This window comes from Yeosuana aromativorans, from assembly GCF_014646655.1.
Classification (GTDB): domain Bacteria; phylum Bacteroidota; class Bacteroidia; order Flavobacteriales; family Flavobacteriaceae; genus Yeosuana; species Yeosuana aromativorans.
On record NZ_BMNR01000002.1, the window covers coordinates 670,862 to 686,043 of the forward strand.

8 protein-coding genes are annotated in these 15,182 nt (G+C 37.8%); 7 read left to right on the forward strand and 1 reads right to left on the reverse strand.

Annotation, left to right across the window (positions count from 1 at the left end; translation table 11 throughout):
- Window positions 1-107: 107 nt before the first annotated feature.
- On the forward strand, window positions 108-3,770 hold the full coding sequence (gene purL, locus IEW94_RS06380; protein ID WP_188651124.1) for a phosphoribosylformylglycinamidine synthase: 3,663 nt from the start codon (window positions 108-110) through the stop codon (window positions 3,768-3,770).
- 79 nt (window positions 3,771-3,849) lie between these two features.
- Here purL and ppdK read toward each other — a convergent pair whose 3' ends face one another.
- Entirely contained in the window at window positions 3,850-6,579 is a 2,730-nt protein-coding gene (gene ppdK, locus IEW94_RS06385) for a pyruvate, phosphate dikinase (protein WP_188651126.1), read from the reverse strand.
- 234 nt (window positions 6,580-6,813) lie between these two features.
- Between ppdK and IEW94_RS06390 the strand changes: the two genes are divergently transcribed.
- From IEW94_RS06390 to IEW94_RS06415, 6 genes are all read left to right on the forward strand, one after another.
- Window positions 6,814-8,586, forward strand: coding sequence for an AMP-dependent synthetase/ligase (locus IEW94_RS06390; RefSeq protein WP_188651128.1), 1,773 nt, complete (start codon window positions 6,814-6,816; stop codon window positions 8,584-8,586).
- A gap of 144 nt (window positions 8,587-8,730) precedes the next feature.
- Complete coding sequence (locus tag IEW94_RS06395; RefSeq protein ID WP_188651130.1) at window positions 8,731-9,123, forward strand: hypothetical protein; 393 nt, start codon at window positions 8,731-8,733, stop codon at window positions 9,121-9,123.
- A 134-nt stretch (window positions 9,124-9,257) separates the two neighbouring features.
- Window positions 9,258-9,698, forward strand: a complete 441-nt coding sequence (locus tag IEW94_RS06400; protein WP_188651136.1) for a MarR family winged helix-turn-helix transcriptional regulator — start codon at window positions 9,258-9,260, stop codon at window positions 9,696-9,698.
- A 20-nt stretch (window positions 9,699-9,718) separates the two neighbouring features.
- A complete protein-coding gene (locus IEW94_RS06405) occupies window positions 9,719-12,112 on the forward strand; it encodes a 3-hydroxyacyl-CoA dehydrogenase/enoyl-CoA hydratase family protein (RefSeq protein ID WP_188651138.1) in 2,394 nt (797 codons plus the stop codon).
- Between the two features lie 4 nt (window positions 12,113-12,116).
- A complete protein-coding gene (locus IEW94_RS06410) occupies window positions 12,117-13,307 on the forward strand; it encodes an acetyl-CoA C-acyltransferase (RefSeq protein ID WP_188651140.1) in 1,191 nt (396 codons plus the stop codon).
- 16 nt (window positions 13,308-13,323) lie between these two features.
- Window positions 13,324-15,132, forward strand: a complete 1,809-nt coding sequence (locus tag IEW94_RS06415; RefSeq protein WP_188651142.1) for an acyl-CoA dehydrogenase FadE — start codon at window positions 13,324-13,326, stop codon at window positions 15,130-15,132.
- Window positions 15,133-15,182: the final 50 nt, after the last annotated feature.

Sequence of the window (15,182 nt, forward strand, 5' to 3'; positions counted from 1 at the left end):
GTTAAAAATACTGTTGATAACAGCTTGGCCAATCCGTAAAAAAGCAAACTTAAATGAACAAAAAAGTGTATTTTTGCACTTTAAAACACAACCATAAAATATCTAAAATGATTCATTTCTTTGGAAACGTAAACAGTACCGTTTTTGCTGTTCAAACAACAAAAGAATTATCAACGGAAACCATATCAAAATTAGAATGGTTATTTGGCAACCAGCCCAAGATAGAACAAGCATCACTCGATGCTTTTTTTGTTGGTCCACGTGCTGCCATGATTACACCTTGGAGTACCAATGCCGTTGAAATTACCCAAAACATGGGAATTACCGATATACTGAGAATTGAGGAATTCCATGCTGTTTCAAAAGACTTCAAAGATTTTGACCCCATGATTTCAGAGAAATTCAACGGGTTGAACCAAGATTCATTTACTATACAAATCACACCTGAACCCATTCTGAATATTGAAGATATTGCAGCTTATAATGAGCAAGAAGGGCTGTCGTTAAGTAACGAAGAAATTACATATTTAGAAAACGTTTCAAAAAAAATTGGAAGACCACTTACAGATTCTGAAGTGTTTGGTTTTTCACAAGTCAACTCAGAACATTGTCGCCATAAAATATTTAACGGGACATTTATTATAGATGGTGAAGAGAAACCAACGTCCCTTTTTAAGCTCATCAAAAAAACATCCGAAACGCATCCAAACGATATTGTTTCGGCTTACAAAGACAATGTGGCTTTTATAAAGGGGCCTGTGGTGGAACAATTTGCTCCAAAAACAGCTGACAAACCTGATTTTTATGTAACCAAGGATTTTGAATCGGTTATTTCATTAAAAGCCGAGACCCATAACTTCCCAACAACTGTGGAACCCTTTAATGGAGCCGCTACCGGATCGGGAGGTGAAATCAGGGATCGCCTTGCTGGAGGTAAAGGGTCTTTACCTTTAGCTGGAACAGCTGTTTATATGACTGCGTATTCCAGATTGGAAGCCAACAGACCTTGGGAACAAGCGTTTCCAGAACGTAAATGGTTATACCAAACACCCATGGACATTTTAATAAAGGCATCCAATGGTGCATCAGACTTTGGCAATAAATTTGGGCAGCCACTTATTTGTGGTTCTGTTTTAACCTTTGAACATGAGGAAGACGCACGTAAATTAGGGTTTGACAAGGTGATTATGCAAGCTGGTGGGATTGGTTATGGAAAAGCCGACCAAGCTTTAAAAGACAAGCCTAAAAAAGGAGACAAAATAGTGATTCTTGGTGGTGATAACTACCGAATTGGTATGGGAGGTGCTGCCGTATCATCTGCAGACACCGGTGAATTTGCATCGGGTATTGAATTGAATGCGGTACAACGCTCCAACCCCGAAATGCAAAAGCGTGCAGCTAATGCCGTAAGAGGTATGGTAGAAAGCGATGAAAACCACATTGTATCTATCCATGATCACGGTGCCGGAGGCCATTTAAATTGTTTATCTGAATTAGTAGAGGATACTGGTGGAAAAATAGATTTAGATGCGCTACCTATTGGAGATCCAACCCTTTCTGATAAGGAAATTATTGGTAACGAATCCCAAGAACGTATGGGATTGGTGATAGACAAGGACCATATTGACATCCTTCAGCGTATTGCAGACAGGGAACGCTCCCCCATGTACACAGTTGGTGATGTGACTGGTGATAACCGATTTACTTTTGAATCGGAAACCAATGGGCATAAACCAATGGATTTAGCCATGGAAGACATGTTTGGAAGTTCCCCAAAAACCATTATGACCGACAAAACCGTTGAAAGAGTTTATAACAGCATATCTTATAACAAAGATGCATTTTACGATTATCTAGACCAATTACTCCAATTGGAAGCTGTTGCCTGTAAAGATTGGTTAACCAACAAAGTAGATAGGTGTGTTGGTGGTAAAGTAGCCAAACAACAATGTGTCGGCCCTTTACAATTACCTCTCAACAATGTGGGTGTTATGGCGCTTGACTATAAAAGAAAAGAAGGTATCGCAACATCTATAGGGCACTCGCCCATTTCTGGTTTAATCAACCCAGTTTCCGGAAGCAGAAATTCAATAACCGAAGCGTTGACCAATATAATTTGGGCACCGTTAAAAGATGGTTTACAAAGTGTGTCATTGTCAGCAAACTGGATGTGGCCTTGCAAAAACGAAGGTGAAGATGCTCGTTTATATGAAGCCGTTAAAGCTGTTTCAGAATTTGCGATTGATTTAGGAATCAATATACCTACGGGTAAGGATTCCTTATCCATGAAACAAAAATACCCTAACGAAGAGGTAATTGCTCCAGGAACCGTTATCGTTTCGGCTGCAGCCAATTGCACTGATATTACCAATGTGATTGAGCCTGTTTTTAAAAGACATGCTGGCGCTATTTATTATATCAATCTATCACAAGATAATTTCAAACTCGGTGGAAGTTCCTTTGCCCAAATAGTCAACAAAATAGGAAATGAGACGCCTAATGTACAAGATGCCAACTACGTAAAAACGGTTTTTAACACCATTCAAGAATTAATAAAGCAACATAAAATTGTTGCCGGTCATGATGTAGCCTCTGGAGGTTTAATAACCACTTTATTGGAAATGTGCTTTGCCGATAACCATTTAGGAGCTGAATTAGATGTGACCGAATTAGCTGAAAAAGATTCATTTAAGCTATTATTTTCAGAAAATGCCGGTATCGTTATTCAAGCTAAAGACGCTTCAATAGAACATTTTTTAACAGAACGCAATATTGAGTTTTTCAACATTGGAAACATAACTGAAAGTGATGTGCTGAGCATTATTAATGGAACGGATGTATTTACCATGACTATTTCTCGTTTACGTGATATGTGGTATAAAACATCTTACTTGTTGGACCAAAAACAAACAGCCAATAATTTAGCTCAAGACCGCTACAACAACTATAAAAATCAACCACTGCAATATAAATTTCCTCAACATTTCAATGGAAAATTACCTAAGATAGATTTAAACAAACCAAGACCAAAAGCAGCTATTTTAAGAGAAAAAGGAAGTAATTCTGAAAGAGAAATGGCCAATGCCTTGTATCTAGCTGGGTTTGATGTGAAAGATGTTCATATGACCGATTTAATTTCTGGTCGCGAAACCCTTGAAGACATTCAATTCCTAGGTGCTGTTGGAGGCTTCTCAAACTCTGACGTTCTAGGTTCAGCTAAAGGTTGGGCTGGAGCTATCAAGTACAACGAAAAGGCGAACGAAGTCATTAAAAACTTCTTTAAGCGCGAAGACACCTTGTCCGTTGGTATTTGTAACGGTTGTCAGTTATGGATGGAATTAGAATTGATTAACCCAGAGCACGATGTTCACGGTAAAATGGTTCACAACAATTCTCACAAACACGAGAGTGCCTTTACTTCGGTAACCATTCAGGAAAACAACTCAGTAATGCTTTCTAGCCTAGCTGGAAGCACTTTAGGTGTTTGGATTTCTCATGGTGAAGGTAAATTTAACCTGCCAAAATCTGAAAACCAGTACAACATTGTTGGTAAATACGCTTATGCGGAATACCCTCACAATCCAAACGGTTCTGATTACAACACTGCTATGATGTGTGATAAAACAGGTCGTCACTTAGTAACCATGCCGCACATTGAACGCTCTACTTTCCAATGGAATTGGGCGCACTACCCTGACAACAGAAAAGACCAAGTGTCTCCTTGGTTAGAAGCGTTTGTAAATGCTAGATTGTGGTTAGAAAATAAATAAACTATCTGTTTTAATATAAAACAAAAACCCGAAGTAAGACATACATCTCACTTCGGGTTTTCAAACTTAAAACAAACAATTACATGGTTTTTTTAATAGCCGCTTGTGCTGACGCAATACGTGCTATTGGCACTCTATAAGGTGAACAACTCACATAGTTCATACCTGTATTGTAGCAGAATTCAACTGAACTTGGTTCGCCACCATGTTCGCCACAAATACCAACTTTTAAATTTGGTTTTGTGCTTCTGCCCTTTTCGGTTCCCATTTTAACCAATTGGCCTACGCCCTCTTGGTCAAGTACTTCAAATGGATCTACTTTAAGAATACCTTTTTCTATATAGATTGGCAAAAATTTACCAGCATCATCTCTTGAATAACCAAAGGTCATTTGGGTTAAATCATTGGTTCCGAATGAGAAAAATTCCGCTTTCTCAGCAATTAAGTCTGCTGTTAATGCCGCTCTTGGTATTTCTATCATTGTTCCAACCAAATATTCAATGGTATCACCGTACTCTTCAAAAACTTTTTCAGCAGTACTTCTAATGATACCTTCCTGCATTTCAAACTCTTGAATGGTTCCAATAAGTGGCACCATAATTTCTGGTTTGGCCACAATGCCTTTAGCCTTTAAATTTAAAGCTGCTTCAATTATGGCCCTTGCTTGCATTTCAGTGATTTCTGGATACGTATTTCCTAATCTACAGCCTCTATGTCCAAGCATTGGGTTAAATTCTTCCAATTCAGAAATTTTACTCTTAACAGCTTCCAAGGAAATATGCATGTCTTCAGCCAACTCTTTTTGTTGAATTAATTGGTGAGGCACAAATTCATGCAATGGTGGATCTAACAATCTTACCGTAACAGGTAAGCCCTGCATAGCCTCAAAAATGCCTTCAAAGTCTTCACGTTGCATTGGTAATAATTGTTCCAAAGCATGTTTTCTACCTTTAACGGTGTCTGCTAAAATCATTTCACGCATGGCTTTAATACGATCTACTTCAAAGAACATATGCTCTGTTCTAGTAAGACCGATACCTTGAGCACCAAAAGTACGTGCTATTTTGGCATCTTTAGGCGTATCGGCATTGGTTCGTACTTGCATGGTAGCATATTTATCTGATAACTTCATGAGTTCAGCAAACTCTCCACTTAATTCTGGTTCGCTTGTGGCCACTTTACCTTCAATGATATTACCTGTAGAACCGTTTAATGAAATCCAATCACCTTCGTGATATTCTTTACCATCAACGGTTAAGGTTCTTGTTTTATAATTGATTTTCAAAGCACCGGCTCCAGATACACAACATTTACCCATTCCTCTAGCTACTACAGCAGCATGTGATGTCATACCTCCACGAGCAGTTAAAATACCTCGGGCAACATTCATGCCTTCCAAATCTTCTGGAGAGGTTTCAATACGTGTTAGGATGGTGTATTTATATTTATCGGCTTCATCAGCAAAAAATACAATTTGTCCTGTTGCCGCACCAGGTGATGCTGGTAATCCTTGAGCAATCACATGGGCACGTTTTAATGCTTTTGGATCAAAAACCGGGTGCAATAACTCGTCCAATTTGTTTGGTTCAATTCTAAGAAGTGCTTGTTTTTCATCAATTAGACCTTGTTTTAGCATATCCATGGCTATTTTAACCATAGCTGCTCCAGTACGTTTCCCGTTTCTGGTTTGCAACATCCAAAGTTTTCCATCTTGAATGGTAAACTCCATATCTTGCATGTCTTTATAATGGTCTTCCAGTTTTTGTTGGTAGTCATTCAACTCTTTATAAATACTTGGCATCAATTCTTCTAATGATGGGTAATTTTTTGCTCTGTCTTCTTCTTCTACTTTTGCTAATTCTGCCCAACGAAGTGATCCTAATTTTGTAATTTGTTGAGGCGTTCTGGTACCTGCAACCACGTCTTCTCCTTGCGCATTGATTAAATATTCACCATTGAAAACATCTTCACCGGTTCCGGCATCTCTGGTAAAGCAAACACCTGTACCAGAATTATCGCCCATGTTTCCGTAAACCATAGCTTGAACGTTTACGGCTGTTCCCCAATCTGATGGATATCCGTGCATTTTTCTGTAGTAAATGGCCCTATCACTGTTCCAACTATTAAATACCGCTATGACTGCACCCCAAAGTTGGTCCCAAGGGTTTGTTGGAAAATCATGACCTGTACGTTTTTTTACGGCTTCTTTAAAATCATAAACCAAATCCTTTAAATCCTGAATAGTAAATTCAGTATCCAATTGAATATTTCTTTTGTGCTTAAGCGCCTCCATGATTTCTTCAAACGGATCAATATCATCTTTTGATTCTGGTTTCATTCCCAAAACCACATCACCGTACATTTGAATAAAACGACGGTAAGAATCCCATGCAAAACGTTCGTTATTGGTTCTTTTGGCCAGTCCTAAAACCACCTCATCATTCAAACCTAAATTCAAAACAGTATCCATCATACCTGGCATGGAAACACGTGCTCCTGATCGTACTGATACTAACAGCGGATTTTCAGCATCTCCAAACTTGGCATCCATAATGGTCTCAATATTGGCAACAGATTGTTCTACTTCTGGAAGGATCATATTTACTACAGCTTCTTGACCAAGAAGATTATATTCTGTACAGACTTCGGTTGTAATTGTGAAACCAGGCGGCACCGGTATACCAATTAAACTCATTTCAGCTAAGTTAGCTCCTTTGCCTCCTAAAAGGTTTTTCATCTTGCTATTTCCATCGGCCGTTTTATTGCCGAATTTATAGACTCTGGTTTTTACCGACTCTAAGGTTTCCATATGATTCTGTTTTTTTTATGTTTTTTTATCTTTAATGTTGACAAAATTAGATAGTATAAAAGACCCATTCAATGACATAAATCATATAATTGAAGTTTTTTAAGTGTTACATAATGCACTCAATGCTTTAATAACAAAAGCCTTACTACTTGTACCGTGCTTTTTTTTGTCTTGCATTTGTAAATCATTTTTAATTTCCTATTTTGCAAGACACTAAACTTTTTAAATTACACCATGCCTGAGATTACCAGAATTTTTGATATTCCTCAATATCAACTTGAGACATACAATTTAAATGAAGCATTGAACACCAAGTATCATGGTGAATGGGTGTCTATTTCATCTCAAGAATATATCAATCAGGCAAATGCTATAAGTAGGGGCTTGCTTAGGCTAGGTGTTAAACAAAATGATAAGATTGCGGTTATTTCCAGCACAAACAGGACCGAATGGAGCGTTTTGGATATTGGTGCGCTACAAATTGGCGCTCAAAATGTCCCTATTTATCCAACTATTGCCAAGGAAGATTATGAATATATTTTAAATCATTCCGAATCCATTTACTGTTTTGTGTCAGATACTGAGGTTTTAGAAAAACTTAACGCTGTTAAATCAAGCACAAACTTAAAAGGAGTCTATACATTTGATGAGATTGCAGGAGAAAATAATTGGAAAGAAGTTATAGAACTCGGAACGGATGACAGTAACCAAAATGATGTTGATACCAGAAAAAAAAGCGTAAAACCCCATGATTTAGCAACTATTATCTATACATCTGGAACTACCGGAAAACCTAAAGGTGTGATGCTGTCCCATAACAATTTAATTTCCAATGTACTGGATAGTGAAAAGCGAGTGCCTTTTGAATATGGACAATCCAAAGCTTTGAGTTTTTTACCGATTTGCCATGTATTTGAACGCATGATACTCTATTTGTATCAGTATTGTGGTGTCTCCATTTATTTTGCTGAATCCATTGACAAAATGAGTGACAACCTAAAAGAGGTCAAACCCAATGTCATGACAGCCGTACCTAGACTCTATGAAAAAGTTTATGATAAAATTGTAGAAAAAGGTGCTGAATTAAAAGGCATAAAACGTGCTTTGTTTTTCTGGGCAATTGATTTAGGTTTAAAATATGAGCCTTACGGAAAAAATGGCTTTTGGTATGAACTGCAATTAAAGCTGGCCAGAAAATTAATCTTTAGCAAATGGAAAGAAGGTCTTGGCGGTAATTTAGACTTGATGGTTTCAGGAAGCGCCGCCCTGCAACCCAGATTAACACGCACCTTTGCTGCCGCAGGTATGCCTATTATGGAAGGCTATGGCTTAACAGAAACCTCTCCCGTCATATCAGTTAATGATATGAGAGATGGTGGTTTTAGAATTGGAACGGTTGGACGTGTTATTGATAACGTAGATGTAAAAATAGCTACTGATGGTGAAATATTGGTCAAAGGTCCAAACATTATGTTAGGGTATTACAAAGATCCTGAAAAAACGGCTGAAGTAATGACAGATGGTTATTTCCATACAGGTGATATTGGCGAAATTAGCGCCGATGGTTTCCTTAAAATAACTGATAGAAAAAAGGAAATGTTCAAAACCTCTGGTGGCAAATATGTGGCACCTGCGCTTATTGAAAACGAATTAAAACAATCGCATTTTATTGAACAGGTCATGGTGATAGGCGAAGGTGAAAAAATGCCAGCAGCCCTGATACAACCAGACTTTCAATTTATTAAACACTGGATAGAAAGAAAACATAAGGACATCAAGCCTGATAACGTTTCTATAGTAAATTCTCAAATACTTAAAGACCGCATTCAAATAGAAGTGGACAAAGCCAATAAAAAATTTGGACACTGGGAACAAGTTAAAAAGTTTGAACTAACTCCTGAAATATGGTCTGTTGAATCTGGACTCCTTACTCCTACCATGAAATTGAAACGTAAAGAAATAAAGGCACACTACAAAGATCTTATTGAGAAAATATACCGTCCTTAAGGAGTTTTATCTTATTTTGATATTAACAACTATTTAAAATTATAGGTTTAATTTAATAGTATTGATAAATATTTTATTAAAATTTTATGTTTTTATCATTATTTTAATATATTTAACATTACTAACTAATTAATTTCTATACAGATGAAAACAAAAAATTTCCTTGGTTCCGGTATTGCCGGTGGTATTGCAAATTTCTTATTGGGATGGCTTTTTTATGGAATCCTGTTTAAAGACTCATTCCCTCAGCCAGCTGAAAGCCCAAATACAATGCTTTTAATAGCGCTAGGTTCTTTGACTTTTGGTTTATTTATTGCCTACATTTTTACCAAATGGGCACAGATTTCAACCATAAGCTCTGGAGCTAAAGCAGGTGCTGTTATAGGTTTTTTCATATCCTTGTCAATGAATCTATTCAATTTGGCAATGAACAGCGATGCGACTATACAGATGCTACTTACAGACTTAGGAATCTCAATTGTAATGACTGGTATAACAGGTGCTGTTATAGCTTATGTTAACGGAAAAATGGGCTAATACATTATATAATATCATTTTAAAAACGCCTTTATGGGCGTTTTTTTATACACTAAATTCTTTGGCAAAACCTTTGTTAAATTATTATGCGTGCATAATAAATTTTTGTATATTTGGATTTGAAAAAATCAACCATGAAAGACAAAACCATTGATTATGTTCTGAGAACCACTTGGTTAGCAGTCTCAAAAATGTATAATGAGGAAGCACAGAAATTTGAAAGTACCATGGCTACAGGGTTAGCCTTATTAAACATTGATCAAGAAAAAGGAACACCATCAACCGCTTTAGGCCCTAAAATGGGCATGGAAGCCACCAGTTTATCGCGTATCCTAAAAACCATGGAAAAGCGAGGATTGATTGAAAGGCGTGCCAATCCAGAAGACGGCAGAAGCGTTCTGATTCATCTAACAGAATTTGGCAGAGAAAAAAGAGCATACTCAAAGGAAAAAGTGCTCACGTTTAATGAAGCCATCAGAAACAATATTTCTGAAGAAAAATTGAACCATTTTTATGAGGTAGCTGAATTAATCAATGATATGATCACCAATAAGAAAATTTATAATCAAACCTAATAAGTAGATTACTATATATAATGAGCAAACGCAGAATTAAAAAAATAGCCGTTATTGGTTCTGGAATTATGGGAAGTGGCATAGCTTGTCATTTCGCTAATATAGGTGTAGATGTCCTATTATTGGATATTGTACCCAGAGAATTAAATGACGCTGAAAAAGCAAAAGGATTAACTTTAGAAGATAAAGTAGTCAGAAATCGAATTGTAAATGATGACTTGGCCAAAGCTTTAAAATCAAAGCCCTCTCCTATTTATCATCAAAAGTTTGCTGATAGAATTACCACGGGCAACTTAGAAGATGATATTGCTAAAGTAAAGGATGTCGATTGGATCATGGAAGTGGTTGTAGAACGCTTGGATATTAAAAAGCAGGTGTTTGAAAAACTTGAAAAACACAGAGCTCCCGGCACTTTAATAACATCTAACACCTCAGGAATCCCTATTCATTTTATGAGTGAAGGACACAGTGAGGATTTTCAAAAGCATTTTTGTGGAACCCATTTTTTTAATCCAGCACGATACTTAAAATTATTTGAAATCATTCCTGGCCCAAAAACAGACAAATCTGTAATTGAGTTCCTAAAAGGTTATGGCGAACAATTCCTAGGTAAAACATCGGTTATCGCTAAAGACACGCCTGCCTTTATAGGAAACCGAATTGGCATCTTTGGCATTCAAAGTTTATTTCATCAAGTCAAAGAATTGGATCTAACAGTTGAAGAAGTTGATAAATTAACTGGCCCTGTTATTGGTCGCCCAAAATCAGCTACGTTCAGAACCGTTGATGTTGTAGGATTGGATACTTTAGTTCATGTGGCCAACGGTATTTATGAGAATTGCCCAAATGATGAAGCCCATGAACTTTTTAAACTACCGGATTTCATCAATACCATGATGGAAAACAAATGGTTGGGCAGTAAAACCGGCCAAGGTTTCTATAAAAAAGAGGGCAAAGACATTAAAACGCTTGATTTAAATACCTTAGAATATAGAGATAAAAAATCAGCCAAATTTGCAACTTTAGAACTCACCAAAACGGTTGATAAAGTGATTGACCGTTTTAAAATACTGGTCTCTGGGAAAGATAAAGCTGGCGATTTCTACCGAAAGAATTTTGCAGCCATGTTTGAATATGTATCCAATAGGATTCCTGAAATTTCTGATGAGCTCTATAAAATAGATGATGCCATGAAAGCTGGATTTGGTTGGGAGCACGGACCATTCCAAATTTGGGATGCCATTGGCGTCGAAAAAGGTATCGAACTCATGAAAGCCGAGGGCAAACAACCAGCCGCTTGGGTCCATGAGATGATTGCATCAGGAAACACCTCATTTTATACTGTTAAAGATGGTGCTACCTATTATTACGACATTCCAAATAAATCACAAGAAAAAGTACCTGGACAAGACGCCTTCATTATTTTAGATAACATTAGAAAATCCAAAGAAGTCTTTAAAAATTCCGGCGTAGTCATAGAAGATTTAGGTGATGGTATTCTAAACTGTGAATTCCAATCAAAAATGAATACCATTGGAGGTGATGTGCTATCAGGACTCAATAAAGCCATTGATTTAGCCGAAAAAGACTTTGCGGGATTGGTTATAGGCAATCAAGCTGCCAACTTCTCTGTAGGTGCCAATATAGGCATGATTTTTATGATGGCCGTAGAACAAGAATATGACGAACTCAACATGGCCATTAAACATTTCCAGGATACCATGATGCGCATGCGATATTCATCCATACCGACTATTGCAGCACCTCACGGAATGGCTCTTGGTGGCGGTTGCGAATTATCCATGCACGCCGATAAAGTAGTGGCAGCTGCAGAAACCTACATAGGTTTGGTAGAGTTTGGTGTTGGTGTGATTCCTGGTGGTGGCGGTTCAAAGGAAATAGCATTGAGAGCCTCTGATACCTTTAGAAAAAATGATGTGGAGCTCAATGTATTGCAAGAGTATTTCTTAACAATAGGAATGGCAAAAGTTTCTACGTCTGCCTATGAAGCCTTTGATTTGGGCATTTTACAAAAAGGCAAAGATATTGTTGTTGTCAATAAAGATAGACAAATAGCCACCGCTAAAGCCTATGCCAAATTAATGGCCGAACAAGGTTACACAAAGCCTGTAAAACGCAAGGACGTCAAAGTACTTGGAAAACAAGCATTGGGTATGTTTTTAGTGGGAACGGATTCTATGGAAGCAAGTCATTATATTTCAGAACATGATCATAAGATTGCTAACAAACTGGCTTATGTAATGGCCGGTGGCGATTTGTCCGAGCCCACTTTGGTCACCGAACAGTATTTGTTGGATCTAGAACGTGAAGCTTTCTTAAGTTTATGTACAGAACGCAAAACCTTAGAACGCATTCAACATATGTTGAAGACAGGAAAACCTTTAAGAAATTAAAAACATGAAACAAGCATATATAGTAAAAGCATACAGAACAGCCGTTGGCAAAGCCCCAAAAGGCACCTTCCGCTTTAAAAGGGCTGATGAATTGGGCGCAGAGACCATTCAATATATGATGAAAGAATTACCGAATTTGGATGTAAAACGAATTGATGACGTTATTGTTGGTAACGCCATGCCAGAAGGCTCCCAAGGCCTTAACATGGCCCGGTTTATTTCATTAATTGGACTAAACAGTGTGGATGTTCCTGGCGTTACGGTTAACCGTTTTTGTTCTTCAGGTATTGAGACCATTGCCATAGCAGCTGCCAAAATACAGACAGGAATGGCCGATTGCATTATCGCAGGTGGCGCTGAAAGCATGAGTTCCGTACCCATGACCGGTTTCAAACCAGAGTTAAATTACAACACAGTGAAATCCGGTCATGAAGATTATTATTGGGGTATGGGAAATACAGCCGAAGCAGTGGCCAATCAATTCAACGTCTCACGTGAAGACCAAGATGAGTTTGCTTATAATTCTCATATGAAAGCATTGAAAGCGCAAGCAGAAAACCGTTTTCAAGATCAAATTGTACCTATCAAGGTTGAGCAAACGTATGTTGACGAAAACGGTAAAAAAGCTACTAAAACATATACTGTCACCAAAGATGAAGGACCTCGTGCCGGAACAAGCATTGAAGCCTTATCCAAATTACGCCCTGTATTTGCAGCTAACGGAAGTGTAACTGCGGGCAATTCGTCACAAATGAGTGATGGCGCAGCCTTTGTAATGGTCATGAGCGAGGATATGGTGAAAGAATTAAATTTAGAACCTATAGCCCGATTGGTCAATTATGCGGCGGCTGGAGTTGAACCCAGAATCATGGGAATTGGCCCCGTAAAGGCCATTCCTAAAGCTTTAAAACTTGCAGGTTTAAAACAAGATGATCTGTCATTAATTGAACTGAATGAAGCATTTGCTTCGCAATCATTGGCCGTTATAAGAGAATTAAAGCTAAACCCAAATATTGTCAATGTAAACGGTGGCGCCATAGCACTTGGCCATCCTCTTGGCTGTACAGGGGCCAAATTATCCGTACAGCTATTTGACGAAATGCGCAAACAAAACATGAAAAACAAATACGGAGCGGTCACCATGTGCGTTGGAACCGGACAAGGGGCTTGTGGCATATTTGAATTTTTAAATTAAAATATAAAATTAAAAAATGGAAACAACAGATAAAGATATTCTAAGAGGAGGTCAATTTCTTGTAAAAGAAACTAACTGTAACGATGTGTTCACGCCTGAAGATTTTTCAGAAGAACAAAAAATGATGAAGGATGCAGTTAAGGAATTCAATGATCGAGAAATCATTCCCAATAAACCTCGTTTTGAAGCAAAAGATTATGCCTTTACAGAAGCCTGTATGAAAAAAGCAGGCGAATTAGGTTTTTTGGGGGTCGCAGTTCCTGAAGCTTATGGCGGATTGGAAATGGGCTTTGTTTCCACGATGCTTGTTTGTGATTATATCTCAAGTGGTACAGGCTCATTTAGCACCGCTTTTGGTGCACATACCGGAATAGGAACTCTTCCTATTACCCTTTACGGAACTGAAGAACAAAAACAAAAGTACATTCCAAAATTGGCCACAGGAGAATGGTTTGGTTCGTATTGCTTGACAGAACCCGGCGCCGGTAGCGATGCCAACTCAGGTAAAACAACGGCAACAATTTCTGATGATGGTAAAAGTTATAAAATCAACGGACAAAAAATGTGGATTTCAAATGCCGGTTTTTGTCACTTGATGATTGTTTTTGCGCGCATTGAAAATGATAAAAATATCACTGGTTTTATTGTAGAATATGACAAAGAAAACCCTAATGGTATTACACTTGGTGAAGAAGAGCACAAATTAGGAATCCGAGCCTCCTCTACCCGACAAGTATTCTTTAACGACACGGTTGTTCCTGTTGAAAATATGTTATCTGAACGAGGTAACGGATTTAAAATTGCCATGAATGCCCTTAATGTAGGACGTATTAAATTGGCCGCAGCCTGTTTGGATTCTCAAAGACGTATTACCACAACTGCAGTTCAATATGCGACCGAGAGAAAGCAATTCAACACGCCCATTGCAGACTTTGGCGCTATTAAAGTAAAATTGGCTGAAATGGCAACCAGTGCTTATTCTGGAGAATCTGCTTGCTATAGAGCTGCTAAAAATATTGAAGATCGTATTGCCTTGAGAATAGCGGCAGGTAACAGTCATCAAGAAGCCGAACTCAAAGGTGTTGAAGAATATGCTATTGAATGTTCAATATTGAAAGTAGCTGTTTCGGAAGATGTGCAAAACTGTGCCGACGAAGGCATCCAAATTTTTGGTGGTATGGGATTCTCAGAAGACACTCCTATGGAAGCCGCTTGGAGAGATGCCCGTATTGCCCGGATTTATGAGGGAACCAATGAAATAAACCGTATGCTTTGTGTGGGCATGTTAGTAAAAAAAGCCATGAAAGGCCATGTGGATTTATTAGGTCCCGCAACAAAAGTTCAAGAAGAGCTTATGGGAATTCCGTCTTTTGAAACTCCCGATTATTCAGAGTTATTTTCAGAAGAGAAAGACATGATTGCCAAACTTAAAAAAGTGTTTTTGATGGTAGCCGGAGCTGCTGTTCAAAAATTCGGGCCAGATTTAGAAGACCATCAACAATTATTATTGGCCGCATCAGATATATTGATTGAAATCTATATCGCAGAATCTACTATTTTAAGAACTGAAAAAAATGTGAAACGTTTTGGTGAAGCTTCTCAAAAAGTTCAGATTGCCATGGCTAAATTATATTTATACAACGCCGTTTCAATTGTTGAAAAAAATGGCAAGGAAAGTATCATATCATTTGCTGAAGGAGACGAACAACGCATGCTGCTTATGGGCTTAAAACGTTTTGTGAAATATGTGAACTACCCAGATATTGTTGATTTAAGAAAAGAAATCGCCGAAAAAGTAAAAGCTGAAAACAAATATTGTTTTTAATTAATTGTGACTAACTCAAATGCAAAAACGTTCCAAATTTAATTTTGGAA